This is a genomic window from Enterococcus sp. DIV1537a (assembly GCF_051712085.1).
In the GTDB taxonomy this organism is placed as follows: domain Bacteria; phylum Bacillota; class Bacilli; order Lactobacillales; family Enterococcaceae; genus Enterococcus; species Enterococcus faecalis.
Window position 1 is genome coordinate 1,335,020 of record NZ_JBIOOE010000001.1, and the last position, 23,486, is coordinate 1,358,505.

Annotated in this window: 23 protein-coding genes, 1 pseudogene and 1 riboswitch; of the genes and pseudogenes, 21 read left to right on the forward strand and 3 right to left on the reverse strand. The window is 37.2% G+C overall.

Features of this window, described 5'->3' with window-relative positions:
* Window positions 1-12: 12 nt before the first annotated feature.
* The 3 genes and pseudogenes from IGJ41_RS06655 to IGJ41_RS06665 all read left to right on the forward strand — a co-directional run bounded on the left by IGJ41_RS06655 (window position 13) and on the right by IGJ41_RS06665 (window position 2,591).
* Window positions 13-1,311: a PTS sugar transporter subunit IIC gene (locus tag IGJ41_RS06655; protein ID WP_002363934.1), complete on the forward strand. Its 1,299-nt coding sequence runs from the start codon at window positions 13-15 to the stop codon at window positions 1,309-1,311.
* Window positions 1,312-1,529: 218 nt separating this feature from the next.
* Window positions 1,530-2,074, forward strand: a pseudogene (locus IGJ41_RS06660) (TetR/AcrR family transcriptional regulator).
* A gap of 142 nt (window positions 2,075-2,216) precedes the next feature.
* Window positions 2,217-2,591 carry a YxeA family protein gene (locus tag IGJ41_RS06665; RefSeq protein ID WP_002357632.1) on the forward strand — a complete coding sequence of 125 codons (375 nt, stop codon included), beginning with the start codon at window positions 2,217-2,219 and terminating at the stop codon, window positions 2,589-2,591.
* Between the two features lie 43 nt (window positions 2,592-2,634).
* Here the strand turns inward: IGJ41_RS06665 and IGJ41_RS06670 are convergent, their stop codons facing one another.
* Window positions 2,635-3,384, reverse strand: a complete 750-nt coding sequence (locus IGJ41_RS06670) for a peptidylprolyl isomerase (protein ID WP_033625667.1) — start codon at window positions 3,382-3,384, stop codon at window positions 2,635-2,637.
* A gap of 181 nt (window positions 3,385-3,565) precedes the next feature.
* Between IGJ41_RS06670 and IGJ41_RS06675 the strand changes: the two genes are divergently transcribed.
* From IGJ41_RS06675 to IGJ41_RS06710, 8 genes are all read left to right on the forward strand, one after another.
* Window positions 3,566-4,657: a DUF871 domain-containing protein gene (locus IGJ41_RS06675; protein WP_153853791.1), complete on the forward strand. Its 1,092-nt coding sequence runs from the start codon at window positions 3,566-3,568 to the stop codon at window positions 4,655-4,657.
* 194 nt (window positions 4,658-4,851) lie between these two features.
* Complete coding sequence (locus IGJ41_RS06680) at window positions 4,852-5,781, forward strand: alpha/beta hydrolase (protein WP_010713413.1); 930 nt, start codon at window positions 4,852-4,854, stop codon at window positions 5,779-5,781.
* 167 nt (window positions 5,782-5,948) lie between these two features.
* A complete protein-coding gene (gene xerD, locus IGJ41_RS06685; RefSeq protein ID WP_153853790.1) occupies window positions 5,949-6,839 on the forward strand; it encodes a site-specific tyrosine recombinase XerD in 891 nt (296 codons plus the stop codon).
* Between the two features lie 64 nt (window positions 6,840-6,903).
* Window positions 6,904-7,698: a segregation/condensation protein A gene (locus IGJ41_RS06690; RefSeq protein ID WP_002382313.1), complete on the forward strand. Its 795-nt coding sequence runs from the start codon at window positions 6,904-6,906 to the stop codon at window positions 7,696-7,698.
* Window positions 7,695-8,300: an SMC-Scp complex subunit ScpB gene (gene scpB / locus IGJ41_RS06695; RefSeq protein WP_002357625.1), complete on the forward strand. Its 606-nt coding sequence runs from the start codon at window positions 7,695-7,697 to the stop codon at window positions 8,298-8,300. The genes IGJ41_RS06690 and scpB overlap by 4 nt, the downstream gene beginning before the upstream one ends.
* Before the next feature lie 3 nt (window positions 8,301-8,303).
* Entirely contained in the window at window positions 8,304-9,020 is a 717-nt protein-coding gene (locus IGJ41_RS06700; protein WP_002357624.1) for a pseudouridine synthase, read from the forward strand.
* A gap of 153 nt (window positions 9,021-9,173) precedes the next feature.
* A riboswitch (FMN riboswitch) is annotated at window positions 9,174-9,293 on the forward strand.
* A gap of 71 nt (window positions 9,294-9,364) precedes the next feature.
* Window positions 9,365-10,030: an ECF transporter S component gene (locus IGJ41_RS06705; protein ID WP_002382314.1), complete on the forward strand. Its 666-nt coding sequence runs from the start codon at window positions 9,365-9,367 to the stop codon at window positions 10,028-10,030.
* A gap of 256 nt (window positions 10,031-10,286) precedes the next feature.
* On the forward strand, window positions 10,287-11,618 hold the full coding sequence (locus IGJ41_RS06710) for a zinc ribbon domain-containing protein (RefSeq protein WP_173950674.1): 1,332 nt from the start codon (window positions 10,287-10,289) through the stop codon (window positions 11,616-11,618).
* A gap of 22 nt (window positions 11,619-11,640) precedes the next feature.
* Here the strand turns inward: IGJ41_RS06710 and IGJ41_RS06715 are convergent, their stop codons facing one another.
* On the reverse strand, window positions 11,641-11,859 hold the full coding sequence (locus IGJ41_RS06715; protein WP_002357617.1) for a ferredoxin: 219 nt from the start codon (window positions 11,857-11,859) through the stop codon (window positions 11,641-11,643).
* Window positions 11,860-11,894: 35 nt separating this feature from the next.
* Here IGJ41_RS06715 and IGJ41_RS06720 point away from each other — a divergent pair, with 35 nt between their 5' ends.
* The 10 genes from IGJ41_RS06720 to IGJ41_RS06765 all read left to right on the forward strand — a co-directional run bounded on the left by IGJ41_RS06720 (window position 11,895) and on the right by IGJ41_RS06765 (window position 22,491).
* Complete coding sequence (locus IGJ41_RS06720) at window positions 11,895-12,929, forward strand: helix-turn-helix domain-containing protein (protein ID WP_153853789.1); 1,035 nt, start codon at window positions 11,895-11,897, stop codon at window positions 12,927-12,929.
* Window positions 12,930-14,372 carry a RecQ family ATP-dependent DNA helicase gene (locus tag IGJ41_RS06725; protein ID WP_173963518.1) on the forward strand — a complete coding sequence of 481 codons (1,443 nt, stop codon included), beginning with the start codon at window positions 12,930-12,932 and terminating at the stop codon, window positions 14,370-14,372. It abuts the gene before it with no gap.
* Between the two features lie 75 nt (window positions 14,373-14,447).
* A complete protein-coding gene (locus IGJ41_RS06730; RefSeq protein WP_113803257.1) occupies window positions 14,448-15,080 on the forward strand; it encodes an SAG1386/EF1546 family surface-associated protein in 633 nt (210 codons plus the stop codon).
* A gap of 236 nt (window positions 15,081-15,316) precedes the next feature.
* The gene (gene cmk, locus IGJ41_RS06735) at window positions 15,317-15,997 is read left to right on the forward strand and encodes a (d)CMP kinase (protein ID WP_002357612.1); all 681 of its coding nucleotides are present in this window, start codon (window positions 15,317-15,319) and stop codon (window positions 15,995-15,997) included.
* Window positions 15,998-16,110: 113 nt separating this feature from the next.
* Window positions 16,111-17,322 carry a 30S ribosomal protein S1 gene (gene rpsA / locus IGJ41_RS06740; protein WP_002360341.1) on the forward strand — a complete coding sequence of 404 codons (1,212 nt, stop codon included), beginning with the start codon at window positions 16,111-16,113 and terminating at the stop codon, window positions 17,320-17,322.
* 173 nt (window positions 17,323-17,495) lie between these two features.
* Window positions 17,496-18,806, forward strand: coding sequence for a ribosome biogenesis GTPase Der (gene der, locus IGJ41_RS06745; protein WP_002357608.1), 1,311 nt, complete (start codon window positions 17,496-17,498; stop codon window positions 18,804-18,806).
* Between the two features lie 247 nt (window positions 18,807-19,053).
* A complete protein-coding gene (locus IGJ41_RS06750) occupies window positions 19,054-19,329 on the forward strand; it encodes an HU family DNA-binding protein (RefSeq protein ID WP_002357604.1) in 276 nt (91 codons plus the stop codon).
* Window positions 19,330-19,635: 306 nt separating this feature from the next.
* A complete protein-coding gene (locus IGJ41_RS06755) occupies window positions 19,636-20,676 on the forward strand; it encodes a hypothetical protein (protein ID WP_002363941.1) in 1,041 nt (346 codons plus the stop codon).
* A gap of 9 nt (window positions 20,677-20,685) precedes the next feature.
* On the forward strand, window positions 20,686-21,942 hold the full coding sequence (locus IGJ41_RS06760; RefSeq protein WP_002377424.1) for a tetratricopeptide repeat protein: 1,257 nt from the start codon (window positions 20,686-20,688) through the stop codon (window positions 21,940-21,942).
* Window positions 21,943-21,951: 9 nt separating this feature from the next.
* A complete protein-coding gene (locus tag IGJ41_RS06765; protein WP_016626509.1) occupies window positions 21,952-22,491 on the forward strand; it encodes a ReoY family proteolytic degradation factor in 540 nt (179 codons plus the stop codon).
* A 37-nt stretch (window positions 22,492-22,528) separates the two neighbouring features.
* Here the strand turns inward: IGJ41_RS06765 and IGJ41_RS06770 are convergent, their stop codons facing one another.
* Entirely contained in the window at window positions 22,529-23,413 is an 885-nt protein-coding gene (locus tag IGJ41_RS06770) for a YitT family protein (RefSeq protein ID WP_002357595.1), read from the reverse strand.
* Between the last annotated feature and the right edge of the window lie 73 nt (window positions 23,414-23,486).

A 23,486-nucleotide genomic window follows, 5' to 3' on the forward strand; every position in this document is an offset into this window, starting at 1 on the left:
AGAGTGTTATTTATGTTAGATAAACTGACTGTTTGGATTGAAAATCATCTAGCTGGACCAATGGCTAAAATTGCCAATCAGCGCCATTTACGTGCGGTGCGGGATGGGATTATTGCGACATTACCTTTAATTATTGTCGGTTCTTTTTTTCTAATTATTGCGTTTCCGCCGTTACCAGAATCTTGGGGCATTACTCAATTTTTAACAAGTAATGCTGCTACAATTTTACTGCCTTACCGAATGACAATGTACATTATGGCGTTATATGCGACTTTTGGCATTGGCGCTAGTTTAGCGAAATCATATAATCTTGATCAAGTCTCTGGAGGGATTTTGGCTACGATTGCTTTTTTATTAACATTAGTACCTGTGGCGATTCCTGAAGAAGCCAGTAAAGCAGCTGGCGTTTCTGGGTTTGTTTTACCAATGGCTAATTTGGGTGGTGCAGGGATGTTTGTCGGGATTGTGACGTCAATTATTGCTGTCGAAATCTATCGAGTGACAGATAAGTCTAAGTTCAAAATTACAATGCCTGATAACGTTCCACCTGCTGTTGCTCGTTCATTTGAATCGTTGACTCCGACGTTAATTGTCATGTTATTGATTGGTTCAATCACTTATTATTTAGGCTTTGATTGGCACACATTTGTAGGGAACTTAGTAGGACCACTAGTTCAAGCAGCGGACTCTTTATTGAGTGTCTTGTTGTTAGTCTTTTTAACCACATTTTTCTGGTTCTTTGGGATTCACGGCGCTTCAATCGTAGGATCGTTGGCGCGTCCTCTATGGCTACAACTATTAGAGGAAAACACGACTGCTAAAGCAGCTGGCGAAGCATTACCTCGGATTGCGGCAGAACCTTTTTACCAATGGTTTATTTGGATTGGTGGTGCTGGAGCCACAATTGGTTTAGCTATATTATTAGCCTTTCGGGCAAAATCAGAATATGGTTCAAAACTAGGAAAAGCTATTTTAGCACCGTCTATTTTTAATATTAATGAGCCAGTTATTTTCGGTGTACCGATTGTCTTAAATCCGATTTTAATGATTCCTTTTATCTTTGCACCAATGGTTTTAGCAACGATTGCTTGGTTTGCCACTAAATTAGGTTTAGTAAGTGAAGTTGTCTTTACCGCACCGTGGACCTTACCAGGGCCAATTGGCGCCTTTATGGCGACAGGCGGCGATTGGCGTGCTGCTGTTTTGAATATTGTTTTAATTCTAGTGGCCATCTTGATTTACTATCCGTTCTTTGTAGCTTATGATAAAAATGAGCTTGCCAAAGAACAAGGCAAACAAATAGAAGAATAAAGAGTGCAGCCGTTTAGTGTCCAGAACAAAAGGTGATGACCTTTTGTTCTGGACCTATTTGTTTATAGGCGATGAAAATTCTCAATTTTTTTGAAATGTATAGAAAATTTTGAGAAAAGAAACGCATAAAAAAGTGTAAAATATTATATATATAATGAAAATGGTTTTCTTTTGTGTGAACATAATAAAGTTATTGTTAACTAAAAGAGAAAAGGGGTATGAAAATGGTTAGAACGAAGGTATATACAAAGGAAAAAATCTTAAACGTAGCTGAAAAAATTTTAGTAGATAAAGGTTTTTCTAATTTAACTGCTAGAAATATTGCAGATACTATGGGGATTTCTACGCAGCCAATTTATTTAGAATTTGTCAACATGGACGATTTAAAGCGAACCTTAATTAAATCGTTATTTCATCGTATGCAATTATTTTATAAAGCAGATGTCGGTGCCTCAGACCCAGTGATTGCATTGGGTCTGAACTTTATATTATTTGCCCAAAAACATCAAAAAATCTATACGGCGTTATTTATGAAAGCACATGGTTATGAAGAAGAATTGCAGCAGATGCTTCAATTTTTTTTGAAGAGCGTTTATTATTGGATAAAAAATATGTACAAATGGACAAAGGAAAATTTGTCGAATTATTTCCTAAAATGGTGGTAATCTATTTAGGTTTAGCCACAGCGGTTACAATGAAAACAATTGACTTAACTAAGAATCAAGAAATTCAATTATTAAGTCAATTATTGATAGAAGAGTAGTGTTTTGTTATTTATTCAAAATAACAAAAATACGACATAAGTCTGAGGAAAAACTGGTCGTTGCGCCCGAGGAAGGATTGTTTAAAACTTGCTATACTTTGGAAGAAGTAACAGAGAATAATTACTCGGGAGGATTTATGTGATGAAATTTATTAAATTTTTAGTGGTGACAGCAATTGTTATTGGTGGTGGTTTATTTGGGGCCAAGTTTTACGCAGAGAAGAACTCTGGCGAATTAGCTGGTGTGTTAGATCAATTAAATCCATTGGTTAAAGAAGGAAATGTGTATGTTAAAACAAAGAAAGCCGATAGCGTTAATGGCTATGGAATTGCTAGTTATACGCAAGTAGCCGCAGATGAGGAAGGCAAAACGCGAGAAATAACTTTCACAGCGGACCATGAATTAAAAACAGATCATTATCTAAAAGTCTCAAATAAAGGGGCCCACATCAATACGTATGAAGAGGTCAATCAAGACCAAGTACCAGAAAAGGCATTACAAGCGATTCAAAAATAACAAAAAGTCAGAACGTATCTTCAGCGTACGTTCTGACTTTTTGTTATTTTTTTGCTTCTTGAAGAATATTGATTTTTTCAATTTTAACATCGGTTTTTGGTTTATCGTTGGCACCAACTTCGACTTTGGCAATTTTATCGACAATATCCATTCCTTTGGTTACTTGACCGAAAACAGTATGTTTTTTATCAAGAGAAGGATAGCCGCCTTTTTTGTAAGCATCAATGATTGCTTTTGGATAATCATCATATAAAAGACCATCAGATTGATCATCTGTATTTTGGACAATAAAGAACTGACTGCCGTTAGTATTAGGTCCTGCATTCGCCATTGATAATGCGCCACGAATGTTATATAACTGGTTTGAAAATTCATCTTCAAATGGTTTATTCCAGATGCTGTTTCCGCCAGTTCCATCACCGCTAGGATCGCCACCTTGGATCATAAAGTTATTGATGACGCGGTGGAAAGTCAAGCCATCATAATAGCCATCTTTGGCATGTTTCATAAAGTTCTCGACAGTTTTTGGAGCCTGTTTAGGAAATAATTTGATTTCAATATTTCCCATTGAAGTAACCATTTGGACTAAGTCTTGATCTTCGGCAACTTTGTCATCTAGTTGTGGTAAATCTAGTGAATTTAAGTCGACCGAATCCTTTGTTTTGCTTTCACTGGATTTAGCGATAGAATCACTCGTTGCGGTCGTGCCTTTATTATTGGTTGTGTTACAGCCTGCTAAAAGCAAGGTGAATGCTGCAACTGAAGCAACAGCAAGCATTTTCTTATGTTTCATCTGTTTTCCTCTTCCTTTCACACTGACAATTAGGTTCTTTTTTATCATAACAAAAGAGAAGATAACAAACCAGTGGAATTTTTATAAGATTTCCTATAGGAAAGGTGTAGACCACTTTTGTTTTTTTTGTTACAATGTAAGCAGATACATTATTATGTTTTACAATTTAGGAGGCAATCACATGGGAAAATTAGGTATTTCAATTTATCCAGAACGTTCAACATTTGAAAAGGACAAAGCATATTTGGATTTGGCTCATAAATACGGCTTTAAGCGTGTCTTTACTAGTTTATTGCAAATCAATGATGATCGGGAAAAGGTATTAGCAGAGTTTAAAAAAGTCGTAGATTACGCCAACCAATTAGGTATGGAAGTGATGGTCGATATTAATCCTGCATTGTTCGAACAATTAGGCATCTCTTATGATGATTTATCATTTTTCCATGATATGGGCGCTTACGGTATTCGTTTAGATCTTGGATTTACTGGGCAAGAAGAGGCGAATATGACAAGAAACCCTTATGGCATTAAAATTGAAATTAATATGAGTTCAGGGACAAGCTATGTAGATAATATTATGGCCTACTCACCAAATACAGAAAATTTACTAGGCTCACATAATTTCTATCCACATCGTTATACAGGTTTAGGCTATGAGCATTTTGTTTATTGTTCAGAAAAATTTAGAAAATATAATTTAAATACGATGGCATTTGTGAACTCACACGATGCTACATTTGGGCCATGGCCGACACAAGATGGGTTATGTTCTTTGGAAGACCACCGCGATTTAGAAATTGCAACGCAAGTTAAGCATTTAGTTTTAACAGAATTAATCGATGATATTTCTGTCGGAAATGCTTATGCCTCAGAAGCAGAGTTAGCAGCAATGGCAGAAGCCTTTCATGCACCGTATCCTTCGATCAAAGTGGATACAGAACCAGAAATCACAGAAGATGAAAGAATTGCATTGTTCGATAACTTACACAGTTATCGTGGAGATCGTTCTGATTACGTTTTGCGTTCAACAATGACACGTGTTTACTATAAAGATCGTCCTTTCCCAGCTCATACAACGAGAGATATTGTTCGAGGCGATGTCTTGATTGACAACGTTGGCTATGGACAATACAAAGGGGAAACACAAATTGCTTTAAAAGAAATGAAAAATGATGGCCGTGTAAATGTGGTTGGTCGTATTTCTGATGACGAACGTTTCTTATTAGAATTTTTGAAACCATGGTCAAGTTTTAAACTTATTGAAAATAAATAATTTTTAGTTTCTTATAAATAGATAAGTGGAGCATAGCATAAAAGGCAATATTTTTATGCTATGCTTTTTTTGTCGCAACAAAATTGTCCCATTGTAGTGGTAAAGAAAGATGGTTGAATCCTTGAATGGTAGTTGTCAAAAAAAGGGTGACAACTTATAATGAATCATACAGTTTAAATAAAAGGAGTACGTAGATGAATCGATGGTTAAAAATTTTGATTGCGCTTATTGTAGTAATTGCAATTGGTTTAATTGCGGCAGGCTTATATTTTTATAATTATGCAGTAGTTCCAGGAAAGAAAGACTTTATAAATGAGAATACCCCAGGGTCAAAAGTGGTCCAGACACCTGAAGGCGCATGGTTTAAAGATGACAAAAATCGACAAGAATGGTCAATTACTTCGAAAGATGGGCTACGTCTAAAGGCCATTTATTTACCAGCCGACAAAAAAAGTAATCGTACCGTTATTATGGCGCATGGTTATATGGGTTCGGCAGAAACGATGTCTGTCTTTGCGAAAATGTATCATGATTGGGGCTACAATGTGTTAGCGCCAGATGCGCGTGGTCACGGGAAAAGTCAAGGAGATTATATTGGTTTCGGCTGGCCCGATCGTAAAGATTATGTCCAATGGATTGAGAAAGTTTTAACCGAAAATGGTCAGCAAGAACAAATCACTTTATACGGTGTCAGTATGGGTGCTGCTACAGTCATGATGACGAGCGGGGAAAAATTACCAGATAACGTGAAAGCCATTGTGGAAGATTGTGGCTATTCTACAGTCAATCAGGAGTTGCAATATCAATTGAAAGAGCTTTTCAATTTACCAAGTTTCCCATTAGTTAATGTTACTAGCGGGATTACGAAACTTAGAGCTGGCTATTTCTTTGGGGAAGCAAGCGCTGTTAAGCAATTGCAAAAGAATCATTTACCAATGCTCTTTATTCATGGTGAAAATGATACGTTTGTGCCGTTTAGTATGTTAGACGAAGTTTATAATGCAACCCAAGGACCTAAAGAAAAATATGTCGTGCCTGGAGCAGAGCATGCGAAAGCTTATAATAAAAACCCAGAAAAATATAAGGAAACAGTAGCTGCTTTTCTAGATAAATATATAAAATAACAAATTTATTCTTTACTAATAGTAGCAAAAACAAAAGACTTGTTCTTAAGTTAACGACTTAGTGAACAAGTCTTTTGTTGTCAGTTGATTTTTTTAATAAGTTGGAATTTACCCATGCAATCTAGGGCATAATCTGATAGGATAGTACTAGAAATGAGGGAAGGATAATGGAAGAACAATTAGTCGATTATTTACACTATTTACAAATAGAGCGGGGCTTATCAAATAACACACGACGGAGTTACGAACGAGATTTAAAAAAATACGTAGCCTTTTTACAAGAACAAGGCCTGTATTCTTGGGACGAAGTTGACCGTTACATGATTACAGAATTTTTGCAATCCCTTCACGAAGAACAGCAAGCTTCAGCAAGTGTGATTCGGATGATTTCTAGTTTGAGAGGATTTCATCAATTTTTACGTCAAGAACGCTTAAGCGAACATAATCCGATGCAACATATTGACTCCCCCAAGAAAGTTCAAAAATTGCCAAGTACATTATCTGTTGACGAAGTGACTCGATTAATTGAAACGCCTGATACAAGTAAACCACTAGGTATGCGGAATCGTGCTATTTTAGAAGTGATGTATGCAACGGGCCTGCGAGTTAGTGAGCTAATTGAAATAAAATTAGGGGATCTGCATTTATCCATTGGTTTATTGCAAACAATCGGAAAAGGGGACAAAGAACGAATTATTCCTTTAGGCGATTATGCGATTCAATGGATTGAGCGCTATATGAACGAAGCCAGACCTCAATTGATTAAAAATCATCCGAATGAAACACACCTATTCGTTAACCATCATGGTGAACCGTTATCTAGACAGGGCATTTGGAAAAATTTAAAACAGATTGTTCGAGAAGCCCAGATAGAGAAAAATATTACGCCGCATACATTACGGCATAGCTTTGCGACACATTTGTTGGAAAATGGCGCAGATCTTAGAATCGTGCAAGAATTATTAGGACATGCAGATATCTCCACGACACAAATTTATACACATATTACCAAACAACGAATGGCAGATGTTTATAAGGAACATTTTCCTCGGGCTTAATTTGCGAGAATGCCCACAAACGAATAAATTTATGGTAAACTAGGAAGTCGAGAAAAGAAAGTAGGTGTCGTTTTTGCAAGAAATTAATTTAAAACTAGATGTCTTTGAAGGACCACTGGATCTTCTACTACATTTAATTCAAAAATTAGAAATCGATATCTATGACATTCCCATTACAGCAGTAACTGAACAATACATGTCTTATATTCATGCGATGCAAACCTTAGAGTTAGAAGTCGCTGGAGAATATCTAGTCATGGCTGCCACCTTAATGGCTATTAAAAGTCAGATGTTGCTTCCAAAACAAGAGCTTGAAATCATTGATGATGAAGATTTTTTTGAAGAGGAAGACCCACGGGAAGCTTTAGTAGCTCAGTTATTGGAGTATCGGAAATTTAAATATGCAGCGACTGTTTTACATGAAAAAGAAGAAGAACGTAAACTCTATTATACAAAAGAACCAATGGATATGGATGATTATAAAGAGGAAGATACAACACTACCGCCTAATCAAATCAATACAATTGATTTATTTCTAGCCTTTCATGCCATGTTAGAAAAGAAAAAAAATCGCCAGCCTGTTGAAACAACTGTTGCCAGTGACGATGTTTCCATCGAAGAAAAAATCTCCGCTATTTCAGAGCGTATGCGTCAAGTACAGAAAGGGAAGGCAGTGTCGTTTGATTCTTTCTTCGATTCTTATTCCAAACAAGAAATTGTGACAACGTTCATGGCTCTTTTAGAATTAATGAAAACGGGCGCGATTTATGCTGAACAAGAAAATAATTATAGTGAAATTTTGTTATTTAATACAGAAACCCAGCAGGAAGATACAACAGAGGTGGAGGAAACACAGTGACATTAGTTAGTCAAATTGAAGCAATTTTATTTGTGGTTGGCGAAGAAGGAATTGGCTTGGAAGAGCTTGCGTACTTATTAGAGAAGTCAACAGCAAAAACCTATGAAGAATTAACGAAATTGAAAGAACATTATGCTTCTGACAATAAATCGGCGTTGAATATTTTAGAAGTCGGCAATCATTTTGTCTTAACAACTAAGAAAAAATATGCCTCATTACTAAAAAAATATGCGCAATCGCCTATGTCGAACGCCTTATCACAAGCGGCGCTAGAAACATTATCCATTATTGCTTATAAGCAACCAATTTCGCGTATTGAAATTGATGAAATTCGTGGCGTACAGACTTCCGGCTCTATCCAAAAGTTAGTTGCCCGTCAGTTAATAGAAGAAAAAGGCCGCGTAGATGGTCCTGGTAGAGCGATTTTGTATGGCACAACGAAGTATTTTATGGATTACTTTGGGTTGAAAAGTTTAGATGAATTACCAGATATCCAACAAATGGAAGATGAATTAGAAGAAGAACTACCAATGGATCTATTTTTTGATCGTTATCAAGAAACGAACCCAATGTCTGAAACAACAGAAGGCGAGGAAGCTTAAACAATGGAAAGATTACAAAAAGCAATTGCTCATGCTGGGGTGACTTCGCGTCGCAAAGCAGAGGAATTAATTGTCAAAGGTCGCGTAAAAGTCAATGGCCAAGTGGTCAAAGAATTAGGAACGCAAGTAAGTAAACAAGATACTGTTGAGGTTGATGGTGTACCAATTTATCAAGAAGAATATGGTTATTATTTATTCTATAAACCAAGAGGGGTTATTTCTGCGGTGTCTGACGATAAAGGCCGTAAAGTAGTAACGGATTATTTTACAGATGTTACTGAGCGAATTTATCCAGTCGGTCGTCTGGATTATGATACTTCTGGGTTGTTACTTTTAACGAATGATGGAAGTTTTTCACAAAAATTAACCCATCCTAAACATGAAGTAGATAAAGTCTACGTAGCAAAAATTAAAGGTGTACCAACTAAACGGGATCTATTGCCATTAGCCAAAGGCATTCGCATTGATGGCAAACGCACAGCACCAGCCAATTTTCAAATTCTTTCAGCGGACATTAAAACAGGTAGCAGTGTCGTGGAATTAACGATTCATGAAGGACGTAATCATCAAGTGAAGAAAATGTTTCAAGCTGTTGGTTTCCCTGTTCAAAAATTAAAACGTGAACGTTACGGTGAGTTGACCTTACAAGGTTTGCGACCAGGGCAATATCGTGATTTAACTAAAAAAGAAATCAGTCAATTATTAAATCAAGCTAAATAAGATAAAATGACTCGATCTCTTCGCGCTTATGGCGGAGGGATTGTTTTTTTTTTGAGAAACGAAACAATCAATGAAATTTAATAAAAAAGCTTAGTTAGTTGCATTCATTGTTCAAATCGGTTACACTAAGTAAGTAAAAAAATATAATACAAGGTTCGTCTTCAGGGGCAGGGTGTAATTCCCGACCGGTGGTTATAGTCCACGACTCGTTTTTAACGATTGAATTGGTGTAATTCCAATACCGACAGTATAGTCTGGATAAAGAAGATAGGGCTTATTTGAGACGCTTTTTCATCAGATAATCCTACTCTATTTTTCCCTGCAGAAAAATAGGGTTTTTTTGTATGACAAAGAAGCGAATCAAAAAGTTCGTTGAAGATGGGTCCTTAATTGGAGGATTTCAGATGAACAACAAGGTACAAAAAATGGTCAGCATTGCAATGTTGGCTGCAATCGGTACAGTATTACAATTTGTGGCATTTCCGATTATGCCAGCGTTTAGTTTTTTGAAAATCGATTTTAGTGATATTCCGATTCTACTCGGAATGTTCTTGTACGGACCGTTAGCAGGAGTAATTACTGCTTTTGTTCGTTCGTTGCTACACCTGTTCTTAACCGGACTAGCACCGCAAAATATGGTGGGAGATTTCGCTAGCTTTTTAGCAAGTAGTATCTTCACCTTGCCAATTTTTTATTTCTTTGGTAAAAAGAAAAATATCCGTACAAATCGGATAGTGGGCTTAGTAAGTGGGATTTTAGCCTTGACAATTTTCATGAGTATTGCGAATTATTTTGTCATTACACCCATTTACTTACAATTATATGGTGTGACCACACAACAATTTTTAGGAACATCTTTAGCAAGCTATGTGGCGATTGGTATTGTGCCATTCAACCTTATTAAAGGCCTCTTAGTCAGTGGTGTTTTTCTAGTACTACATGCGAAGTTATTGCCATGGCTATCAAAAAAACAACATACTATTCAGAAAAAAACACCGTTAACAAAATAAATGATAAAAAAACCTGCTGTTGAACAATGTTTGACAGTGGGTTTTTAAAATTTACGCCTAAAAGAAAAGAGGTTGTCACAATCTGTCATCATTCTGTTAAAAAATACTAAACCATCTGCATTGTAATTTTAACTTTCCCTTGGTATGATAGAAATCATCAAAGAAAGAGGAGTTTTCCTGAGTGAAAAAGTGTAAAAATTGTCGTCACGTGAATCGTGATACGGAGTCCTTTTGTGAAGAATGCGGCGCTCCGCTAATGAATGAATCAATGCATCAAGAGGAAAACCAAGCACAACCTTCAATGAATAAAGGGAACGAATCTACTCCTCTCAGATCAAAAAGAAGCTGGATCTGGGTGTTTCTTTTTGTGTTCATCGTTCTTGGAACGGGTAGCTATTTTCTCGGGACGCATTATTTTTCTAAGGAACAACAAATTTCTCATTTTATTGAAGCGATTGAGAATGGTGATGCCCAAGAATTAAGTAAAAAAATGAGGACGAACGAGTCTGAATTTCAAGTGAATCCGCAAAGCATTAAGCCTTTAATCACTTATTATCAAAAAAATCCAACTGAGCTAAAAAAATTAGAAAAAGCGCTATTAAAGGATAAAAAGCTACATGGTTTAACTATTCGTGAAACGAGTCAAACAGCATTTTTCTTTCACCGTTATCAATTCATTTTAACGCCTGTTTCTGTTCAGTTAACGACGAATCAGCGCGGTGTGACGCTGGCAATGAACGGGCGGGAAGTGGGCACTTCCGACTCAACTACTTATCAAAAGGAATTGGGCCCCTTAGCGCCAGGACAATATACCTTTACAGCCACAGTGAAAGATAGCACCGGCGAACCTGTTATCACAGAAGAGTATCGTTTATTAGAAGAAGAGAATTATATTTCTAGTATACCTTTAGATTTTAAACGAATGAATTTTGTTGTGGAGAGCAATCTGCCAGACGCAGATATTTATATTAATGATCGGAAAGTTGGTACGCTAACGAATGGAAGCAAAACGATTGGCCCTTTGTTCTGGTCCAAAGGGATGACGATTCAACTTAAAAAGACGATTAATGGAGAAGAAATTCAAACATCAAAAGAAACGATTGGTGAAAATGATTTTGTCGAAGCGCTCTCCGATAATCCAACGCTACAATTGAATTTTCCGTTAGCTAGCGACTATGATGCCCGCAAAGCACTAGAAACCTTTTATCAAGCATTTGCCAAACAAGTGAAAAGTCATACGGATAGTACAGAATTTGCTAAAAAATATCTCGTTGGTGGGGAAAATAATCCTCAATTTCCTTCTTTTATAGAAGCACTTGAACGATTGCGTGAAAAGAAATCGACCGATGTTTCACCAGATTTTGAAGTGACTATTAATACGCTACAATTGGATGGTAAAGAAAATTACCATGTCAATTATTATTTAGAAGCTAAAAATTCTAAAGCAAAAGAAAATGGTCTTCGTTATGAATGGATCAATGGCCTAAATGATCAAATTCATTTAGTCAAAGAACCGCTAAAAGAAGGACAATTACAGTTTGTTTCGATAGATGAGCAAACACTTGCTTGGCTCGAAAAAATACTCTAAGCAAAAATGAGTGCTAAATTATTTAGCACTCATTTTTGCTTATTTCTATTGCACGTGTGGGACATTTGCGGTACGCTTTTAACACATTCTCGCGTTCGTTTTCTGGAATAAATTGTTGTCGAGCATGCGGCTCGTCTTTAAAAAGGACAATCCCATGATCATCATAATCAAATATATTGGGCGCATAAACTTGACAAAGTCCACAAGCAATACATTTTTCAGGAACTAAACGTGATTGCATAAACAGTGACACATCCTATCTAAAAGAGGTTTACTATGGAAGCAACTTTTATTTTAGCGTTATTATCTCACGGATACAAGGTACGTGCATCAACTTTGTATCATCTTTTAAAAGGCAAACGGACTAGCTCTGTTTTGATTTATGGTTTTTTATATGATTGTTTACGATTCATTGGCTGGTGGCCAACGATTTCCGAACAAGCCTATTTTCAATTTCTTGAAAAACTTTCGAAGGCGAAACAAATTCAGTATCACAAAGAGACAAATGAAATTCAACTAACAAAAGAAGGGCAACTATTTTTAAAGGAGCACCATTTTTCGTTGCTGGATTATCCTGCAATTGATCTTTATTGTTTTGGCAGAAGTGATCGAGAAAGTTGGCAACTCATTCAATTTGCCGTGCAAGTGACTTCGTATTTATCATTTGAGGAAAAACAGTATATTCCACTTTTATCAACACCGATTCCGCAACTATATTTGAAACGATGGTTACAAAAAGACAAGAAAGAGCAGCGCATTCAATCAATCAAAGAAGAACTGTTGCGAGGGTTTGAGTTACTACCTGAAGCAGAAAGCGACTATTTGGTTGCGCAACTTTCTGGTTATCAGCAAACTGGCAAAGTTCCTCAGCAATTAACAAGCCATAAGACAGCTCTTGAACAGCGTTTGTGGCACACGCAAGCGGTTCATCATTTACTGCAGTTGATAATGTACGGAGGAAACTATCCTGCTTTACAAACGCTTGTATGGCCGTATCTAGAAAAAAATCTAAACCAAAGTATGCAAGAAACTCAACGATTGTTAACGGAAGGTAAGACACTTCAAGAAATTGCTGAGCAGCGAAAAATAAAACTGAGTACCATTCATGATCATCTATTAGAGTTGGCTATTCAAGGGCAGCTGCAGGCGTCTGTTTATCTTGAAAAGGAGGCAATACTCCAAAACTTGGCTCAAACAGAACAAGATCCGCGGTTGTGGGTGTATCGGGATTGGCGAGCGCAAGAAGCGACGCTTTCTTATTTAGATTTTCGGTTATATCAAATCCAACAAATTTGGCAAAAAAAGGAGTGAGTGTTGTTGACATTAGAACAAGAATTATTCACTCGATTTGGTTATGCAGCGTTTAAGCCTGGTCAAAAAGAAGTGATTACAAACTTACTTGACGGTATGAATACATTGGCTGTTTTGCCAACAGGCACTGGCAAATCATTGTGTTATCAATTTGTGGGTCAGAAGTTAGAGGGACTAACGGTAATTGTTTCTCCTTTACTTTCGTTAATGGAAGATCAGGTGCGTCAATTACAAAGACAAGGAATTAAAGGTGCGGTTGCCTTAAACAGTACGTTACAATATTCAGAAAAGCGTTATATTTTAGCGAAAATGTTCCAATACGATTATCTGTTTTTAAGCCCAGAAATGCTTTTGCAACAAGAAGTACTTAGTGTGTTACAACGCCAAAAAATTGCATTATTTGTGGTGGATGAAGCCCATTGTGTTTATCAGTGGGGCGTCGATTTTCGCCCTGAATATAGTAAATTAGATCTGGTCCAAAAACAGCTAGACTTTCCTTTGACCTTGGCGTTAACTGCCACAGCGACACCCGTTGTACAGCACGCAATTATAAAACAATTATTTTCTCATGGTAGCTATCAAGAAGTTCTTTCTTCAGTGAATCGAAAAAATATTGGCTTGTTCGTGAAGGAAACGTCAGAAAAAGAAGAAGTGTTACTAGATTACTTATCTAAAACGTCTGGTAAAATCATTATCTATTGCGCCACGCGCAACAAAACAGAACAAATTAGTCAACTTATTCAGGCGAAAACCAGTTTTAAGGTAGCCTATTATCATGGGGGCTTGGAGGCTAGTGAACGTAGTCGCTTGCAAGAACAATTTATTGATAATCAAATCGATATTCTTTGTGCAACGAATGCTTTTGGGATGGGAATCGACAAACCTGATGTTCGTGGAGTGATTCATTTTGATTTGCCTGATAGCTTAGAAAATTACCTGCAGGAAATCGGGCGAGCTGGACGTGATGGTCAAAAAAGTTGGGCGCTATTATTGTATAAAAAAGGGGATGAATTTATTCATCGGTTTTTCTTAGAAGAGACAAGAGCGAATCGAGCGACCTTAAAATCGCTGATTGAAGGAGAAGAACAAGCAGGTTTGTTAGAAAATGCCACCGAGTTACAACAAAAATGGGTCCAAGGCTATTTAGCCAAGGATTATTCTTTTGAAGAGCTAGAGCATCGTTTAGAGGAGAAAGAAAAAGATCGTCAAGCGCAATTAAGAGGGATGCTGACGTATATTGAAACCACAACCTGTCGAAGAACGTTGATTCAAACTTATTTTCAAGAACCGATTGTAAAACAATCACCGGAAACTTGTTGTGATAATTGTGCGTTATTCTTTGACATTTACCAAGATTCAATAGTAAAATCGAACAAGACCAGCAATCAAAATGAAGAAGATTGGCGTTCTAAATTTCTAAAATTATTTAAAGAACGTGATTAATTCATTTTTTTAGTCGGCAGTTGGCAAAAGCTATGATATAATAACAAGCGAGAGAAGTTTAGGAGGAAATTAGCAGTGAGTAAAAAGGACAAAAAGAAAAACCAAGCTCGTGAGCCATGGGAACAATCAATTTATGAACCTGATCAAAATGGTGGTGGTTCTCGTTTAGCAAAACGCCAACAGCAACGAGGAAATTCATTATTTCTAACTGTTTTAGTTATTTTGCTATTATTAATTATTGCCATTCCAATTGGGACTTTCTTATGGATGATGCAAGACAAGAAACCGAACGAAAGTGCTAGCAAAAATAGCCAGCCATCTTCTTCATTAGTCCAATCATCATCAAAAGAGAAGAAAAAAGAAAGTACGTCAAAATCAGTGGAAAGCTCAGAACCAGCAAGCAGCCAACCAGCTGAAAATACAACACCTTCAAGTTCTGATGCTGCTGCACAGCAACAACAGGACCAACAAGCACAACAACAACAGGACCAACAAGCACAACAGCAACAGCAACAACAACAAGAAGCTCAAAATCAACAACAGCAACAAGCGCAGAACCAACAACCTGTTTATGATACCGTTCAAAGTGGTGAAGGGGCACGTCAAGTTGCCGAACGTAACGGAATGACATTAGAACAAATTTTAGCGTTAAATCCTGGGATTGATACATCTGTGTTTTATCCGGGACAACCATTACGTATTAAATAATCCAGAAAAAGAGGTTTGGACAGCACTTTCAAGGGCTAAACCGCGACGGATGATTACATGAGAATGCCAATAAGCAGAAATTTCCGAAAGATGGTTTGCGTCTTTCGAGGGATTTCGGCTTATTGCTTTTTCGTTAGAAACTCGTCATCAGTTTAAATCCAAGTTCTTTTCTTCTGATTTTAATATAAAAGAAGAAGCGCATTTTAAAGGATGCATATCAGTTAAGGAGTTTTTTCATGGGGAAAATCAGTATTGCTATTGACGGACCAGCTTCGTCAGGCAAAAGTACAGTTGCAAAAATTTTAGCAAAACAATTGAATTATGTGTATTGTGACACGGGTGCCATGTACCGAGCGATTACGTATCTGGCCTTGCAAAATCAAATCGACATTCAAGCGGAAGAGCCATTAGTAGCGCTTTGTGTCAACCACACTATTTCTTTTCAGCAAGCAGAGAATGGCCAACGTGTTTTTATCGACGGTCATGAAGTGACCGAAGCGATTCGCCAGCCAGATGTAACGAATGCTGTTTCAGCTGTTTCAAAACATGCAAAAGTTAGAGAAGAAATGGTGGCGTTACAACAGAAAATTGGTCAAGCCGGCGGAGTTGTCATGGATGGTCGAGATATTGGTACTGCAGTTTTACCAAAGGCCGAAGTAAAGATATTCTTGGTGGCTAGCGTTGAAGAACGTGCAGAACGTCGTTTTAAAGAAAATCAAGAAAAAGGGATTGAGACGGATTTTGAAACCTTGAAGGCGGAGATTGAACGTCGGGATTATTTAGATTCAACCAGAGAAGTATCACCCCTTGTCCAAGCAAGTGATGCTGTGAAAATCGATACAACAGGGTTGACGATTGAAGAAGTCGTCGCCGCCATACAAAATGTGATTAAACAAAAAGGTTTTGAACTTTTTTAAAGAATTTTAAGAAAAATAGAAGAAATCGCTTTATTTTTTTACAAAAATCTCGTACTATGTAAGTATATATAGCTAAGTTTTGGAATTTTTGTTGGCATAGGAGGATAAGAGGCATGACAGATTTTGAAGACAAACAAGTAGCAAACAACGAAACAATGGAAGATGCAATGAACAGCGTTCAAGAAGTCAGTGTTGGCGATATTGTTAAAGGCGAAGTTTTAGCCATTGAAGACAAACAAGTTGTTGTCGGCATTGAAGGAGCGGGCGTTGAAGGCGTTGTTCCTGCAAAGGAATTATCGACTTTACCAGTTGAAGATGTACACGAACTTGTGAAAGTCGGTGATGTGTTAGATTTAGTTGTTATCACATCAATTGGCAAAGATAAAGAAAACGGCAGTTATTTACTGTCAAAACGCCGTTTAGATGCTAAAAAAGTTTGGGAAGAAATTGAACAAGATTTCCAAGCGGGCAAAGTAATCGAAGCACCTGTTACAAATGTTGTTAAAGGTGGTTTGGTTGTTGATGTTGGTGTTCGCGGATTTGTTCCTGCCTCAATGGTTGAAGATCATTTTGTTGCAGATTTTTCTGAATATAAAGGTCAAACACTAGCATTTAAAATTATTGAAATCGAACCTTCAGAAAACCGCTTAATTCTTTCACATAAAGCAGTTGTTGAAGCTGAAAAAGAATCGAAAAAAGAAGAATTACTTTCTTCCTTACATGACGGAGACGTTGTTGAAGGGAAAGTAGCTCGTTTGACAGATTTCGGCGCATTCATTGATTTAGGTGGCGTGGATGGTTTAGTTCATGTTTCTGAAATTGCTCATCAGCATGTGGGCAAACCAAGTGATGCGTTAACTGTTGGCGAAGACGTTCAAGTAAAAATTCTTTCAATTAATCCAGAAGAAGGACGTATTTCTTTATCTATTAAAGAAACACTGCCTGGACCATGGACAGATATCGAAACAAAAGCAGCCGCTGGGACTGTTTTAGATGGAACAGTAAAACGCCTAACAAGCTTCGGTGCGTTTGTGGAAGTTTTCCCTGGTGTGGAAGGATTAGTGCATATTTCTCAAATTTCTCACAAGCATATTGCAACGCCTCATGAAGTCCTTCATGAAGGGGATCAAGTACAAGTGAAAGTTTTAGAAGTTAATCCAGAGGAACATCGTATTGCTTTAAGTATCAAAGCGTTAGAACCAAAACCTGAGTCTCAAGAAGAACCAAAAGAAGAACAGGAATATGAATTGCCTGAAGAAAATACTGGCTTTACCATGGGCGATATTTTAGGTGACGCTTTATCTGATGCGAAAGAAGAGGAATAACACGTTACTTTCTTGAAATTTATGAGTTTGACATAGCCGTAAACAGATCGGCTATGTCAAACTCATTTTTTCTTGAATTGGTTAGAAAATCAGCAGAAACTAAAACTTTTCTTGCACTTTAAGGTTTGATTAGGTAAACTAGTAAGGATTGAAATTCTCAAGGAGGGAATCAAATGGCAAATCCAACTATTGCGATTGTCGGTAGACCGAATGTCGGTAAATCGACTATTTTTAACCGCATTGCCGGTGAGCGTATCTCGATTGTAGAAGATACTCCCGGCGTAACACGCGACCGTATTTATACAACTGGAGAATGGTTAGGGCGTGAATTTAGTATTATTGATACCGGTGGGATTGATTTAGGTGACGAACCATTTATGGACCAAATCAAACACCAAGCAGAAATTGCGATTGATGAAGCAGATGTGATTATCTTTGTTGCTAGTGGCCGTGAAGGAATTACTGATGCAGATGAGTTAGTAGCAAAAATTTTATATCGTAGTAATAAACCAGTGATCTTAGCTGTTAATAAAGTTGACAATCCTGAAATGCGTAATGATATTTATGAATTTTATGCTTTAGGACTAGGGGATCCTTTCCCAGTTTCTGGTAGTCACGGGTTAGGCATTGGCGATGTGTTAGACGAAGCAGTTAAACATTTTCCTAACACTTCAGAAGAAGAGGACGAAGATACAATTAAATTTAGTTTAATCGGGCGTCCAAATGTCGGTAAATCATCATTGATTAATGCTATTCTTGGTGAAGATCGTGTGATTGTTTCAGATATTGAAGGAACAACGCGAGATGCAATCGATACGTATTTTGAATCTGAAGAAGGTCAAAAGTTCTTAATGATTGATACGGCTGGTATGCGTAAACGTGGGAAAGTATACGAATCAACTGAAAAATATAGCGTCATGCGCGCAATGCGGGCGATTGAACGCTCAGACATTGTTTTAATGGTCTTGAATGCAGAAGAAGGTATTCGTGAGCAAGACAAGCGTGTGGCGGGCTATGCCCATGAAGCAGGTCGCGGTATTATTATCGTGGTCAACAAATGGGATACAGTCAAAAAAGATACAAATACAATGCGTGATTTTGAAGCGGAAATTCGTGATGAATTCCAATATTTAGATTATGCACCTATTATTTTTGTGTCTGCATTAACCAAACAACGTTTAAATAAACTGCCTGAACTAATTGAAACAGTAAGTATGAATCAAAACTTACGGATTCCTTCAGCGTTGTTAAATGACGTTGTAATGGATGCTGTAGCAATTAATCCGACACCAACCGATAAAGGAAAACGTTTGAAGATTTTTTATGCAACACAAGTGGCAGTCAAACCACCTACATTTGTTATTTTTGTCAACGAAGAAGAACTAATGCACTTTTCTTATGCCCGGTTTTTAGAAAATCAAATCAGAAAAGCATTTACGTTTGAAGGTACACCGATTAAAATCATTCCGCGACGCCGAAAATAGTGCATTCTACCATACTTTTTTTAGATATTCAAATAAATTTATCAACTTTGAGAAAAAATGATTATTTTTTGAAAAAACTGGTTAAAATACACTAAAAACCTTGCTATTACAACTTTCTTATGCTATCTTGTTAACAGAATATTGAACCAGATCAATATTTGCTGTCTGTTTTTGGACCACTCAAAAATAGACGGAACTTTAGGTGTGTAAAAACATCGTATCTCTTATAGAGGAGGTGAAATGATCCATGGCAAATAAAGCAGAATTAATCGAAAACGTTGCATCTTCAACTGGTTTAACTAAAAAAGATGCTACTGCAGCAGTAGACGCTGTCTTTTCAACAATTCAAGAAACTCTTGCTAAAGGTGAAAAAGTTCAATTAATCGGTTTTGGTAACTTTGAAGTTCGCGAACGCGCAGCTCGTAAAGGACGTAACCCACAAACTGGACAAGAAATTCAAATCGCTGCAAGCAAAGTACCTGCATTCAAACCAGGTAAAGCATTGAAAGATGCAGTGAAATAAGACAGACAATTAGAACCCTTGGTTTCCAAGGGTTCTTTTTTGAATCATACATAAAAAATGTTATTTTAAGAGGTGGTCGAAACAGTACGCTAAAAGGCTAAATTGTAACGAACCTTGGGTGAGAAAAACGTGCTTCGCTCCGAGAATCAAGCGGGAACGGTTCGACACTCGCTCCTTGCTTTTTTGATAAAAAGAGAAAGATTTATGAATGAAGGACAAAAATAAGTTGTTGCCAGTAGCTGTTTTTTAGTGGTTATGCTAGACTTGGGGTGAAGGAAGAGGAAACAGTCTTAAGGTGGTGAATCAATGAAATACAACTATTCTAGAGGAGAAAACAAGGTCGCTATTATTTATGGAGAAACATTTGCTTCCGTCCTAAAAAAACGACCAGTAACGACGGAATCAATCGTTGTTTTGGCGAATCAGCGTTACTATGATCTTTTTTCGGAGAAGATTAATTATGCCTTTGGGGAACAGTTGGGATTAAACTGGTATATTTGTCGCAATGATGTTCATTGCAATGACTTATCAGAATTAGAAAGTGTGTTACGTTTCTTAGCTGATTGGCCAGAAAATCAGGATGTTTTATTGATTGGTTTGGGTAATGAAGGGGTACTACAATTAACCGCATTTTTGCATCAAGTAAGTAAGTGTTCCTCCAAATGTTGGCTGATGCCTGTGTCTGTTCAAGCATTACGCCAAGGACTTTTACCAAGTGTCACAATTCAGCAAGCACAGCATGCAACTATGCATATAGAAAATCATTCAGAAGAAATTTTGTTTGATAGTACCTTGACCAATAAAAAAGGTGCCGCTCCTTTAATTGATTTGCTCGTTTTTATTCGAGCGGGTCTTGTCTGTGATTATGCTTATTTACAAATGCTATACCAAACGTATCCAGATAAAAAACGGTTGAATCAAACGTCATTTAATGGTATTTTAGACGAGTTGTTATCCTTTTATGAACAAGCAGGGGAAAAAGTGGATCAATTTGGACGAGTTTTTGAAGCGGCCTTTGCTACAACCGAAAATGGCCATTTGTTATCAGGTCCTATGAAACGATTATTGGGATTATTGTTACAAGTTTTATGGAGCCAGCAAGTCAATCACTTTGACTTTCAATTTAAAAATTTTATCGTTTGGTTTATTCGCTTAGGTTTTCCGGTGGCGTTTCCAAAAGAAATTTTAAGTGCTGATTACGCAGAACAAGTCTTGGCTCACACAGAAACACTAGGTCCTCCTATGGTGTTGGAAAAAATCGGTCAACTAGGAGTAGCTTTAAAGCCAACGCCCGATCAACTGTTAACAACGATTGAAAGATACCAAGAAATTTTAAAAGAGATTTGAGGGGAAATTATGTCATATAGTGAAAAAATGGTTCAAGCATTACAAGCTGAAAATTTAGCAGAAGCACAGTTGATGTTTGAAGAAGCATTAAAGAAAGATGATGAAAATACCTTAGCTGATTTAGGGGAAACGTTATTATCTTTAGGTTTTCTAGAAGAAGCCAAACAAATTTTCCAACAATTGTTGGAACAATTTCCCGATGCAGATGGCTTAAACATTCCATTAGCAGAAATCGCCATTGAAAATAATGAAATAGATGACGCATTCATCTATTTAGAAAAAATTCCAGAAACTAGTGACAGTTATGTCCAAAGTCTCTTAGTTACTGCGGATTTGTACCAAGTTTTAGGGATTCCAGAAGTCAGTGAAGCGAAATTAAAAGAAGCAGCCAATCTTATGCCAGAAGAGCCGTTAATTCAATTTGCTTTGGGAGAACTATATTTTACAAATGGTCAATTTGTCGAGGCTATCACTCGTTATCAAAGCATTGTAGAAAGCGGGACAGCGCAAATCTCTGCTATTTCCTTGAATGAACGCTTAGGAAGTAGTTACAGCATGTTAGGTGATTTTGAAGAAGCAGTTCCTTATTTGGAAGCCGCGGTCAAAGAAGAACAAACAGATGATCGTTTATTCCAATTAGCTTTCACTTATTTACAGTTACATGAGAATCAAAAAGCCATTGCGTTGTTCCAGCAATTAAAAACACTAAACCCACATTATCAATCACTTTATCTATATTTAGCGGAAGCGCTCCAAGAAGAAGAGCAATTAGAGGAAGCAAAAGCGGTGATCGAAGAAGGAATTGCGGAAAATCCCTTCCAAGTAGAGTTATACCAATTTGCCTCTGAAAATGCCTATCGCTTACACGATATTGCTGGTGCTGAAAACTGGTTGTTAAAAGCTTTGGAATTAGGTGAGAAAACAGATGAAAGTCGTTTGACCTTAAGTAATCTCTACATCACGGAAGAGCGTTTTGAGGAAGTAATTACTATCTTAAATGATTTAGAGGAAACGGATCATCCTTATGCTGAATGGAACTTAGCAAAAGCGTACAACGAATTAGAAGACTTTGCCGTCGCTAAAGTTCATTACGAACAAGCAGCGCAAGAATTGTCTCACGAACCAGAATTTCTAAAAGAATACGCATTGTTCTTACGAGAAGAAGGCGAACTTGAAAAAGCAAAACACTTGTTGCACCATTATTTGGAACATGAACCTGGTGATGTAGACATGCAATCTGTGCTAGCAGATATGGAAGAAAGATAGGAAACGACGATGTTTGTTAGTTTATCAGAAAAGAAAAAATTTTTAACTTGGTTAGTGAATACCGTGCCTTTTGGAAGAAGAGAAGTACTGTGGATTTTAAATTACTTATTAACGCACGATGCGATTTTAAATAATGTTCATTTTGTTGAGAACGTAGAGAAGACTGATCGAGGGATCCGCGTGGTAGCAGATGGTTTAGGTAAGGAGCCGTTATTGCTTTTTATCCAAGCACAAGAATTTACAGATCCGGAACAAATTTTTCATGAGATTCGGATGAATTGGCGGAAAGCTCTTTATTTAGAATGTGTATTTCCAGAGGCTTGGCAAACGAGCCAGTATTTATCTGTTTTAGAAGATAATCCGTTTGCGCCATGGAATGAACAACTGGATCAGGAAGTTGCCAGAGCGATTGATCAATACTTTAAGCAAGAAGAACAAACGCAACGAATGGCATTAATTAAAGCTCAAATTGATGATGCTTTAGAAACAGGCAACAAAGAAGCGTTTTTAGAATTATCCGATGAATTAAATCGTTTGAAACAACAATAAATAAAACCCAGCATTTTCAATAAATGCTGGGTTTTATTTATTGTTTTAATTTAAAGCGCCGTTGTTTGCTGGGTTTTGCATAAGTAAAGCCTTCGCCAATTGCTTCATGTACGTTAATGATGGACACAAAGGCTTTTTCATCTATTTCATTAGCAATCCGTTTGACTTCCATTATTTCTCGAGGGCTGACTACCGTGTAGAGAACCCGTTTTTCCACTTGTGAATAAGCACCTTCACCATTTAAATATGTTACCCCACGTTCTAAAGAAGCCATTAAACTTTGACCGATTTCTTCGGAATGATTGGAAACAATTAAAATTCCTTTCGCAGCATAGGCTCCGTCGAGTACAGAATCGACAACACGACTGAAAACAAAGGACACAATTAAAGTATACATCATTCGTTTGACATCAATATAGGTCAACGAGAGGAGTAAGACTGCAACATCAAAAAGTAACAACGAGCGGCCCATGCTAATCCCAAAGTATTTTTCGAAAATGCGGGCAATGACGTCGGTCCCACCAGTGGTTCCGCCTACGCGGTAAACAAGGCCACTCCCGAATCCTGCGGCCAAACCAGCTAAGAGAGCAGCAATCAATAAATCATGATCTAAATTAATTTCAACAGGAAATTTTTGCCAAAACCACAAAAATACCGATAACGACACGGTACCAATTAGCGTATAATAGAGGGAACGTTTGCCTAAAATTTTACCACCAATTAATAAGAGCGGAATATTGATTAATAATGTTGTATATGCTGGGTTAAAATGAAATAAGGCTCTTAAAATCAAAGTAATCCCTGTGACACCACCTTCGGCCAGGTCATTGGCAATATTGAAAGTAACCAAACCAAAGGCATAGATACAGCTTCCTAATACAATAAATAACACATCTTTAAAATAAAATCTTTGTTCTTCCATTTAATCACGTCCTTTTACAGTATAAACTGTATCATTCTCTATATAAAACAACAAGTAGAACCTTTCCAGATAG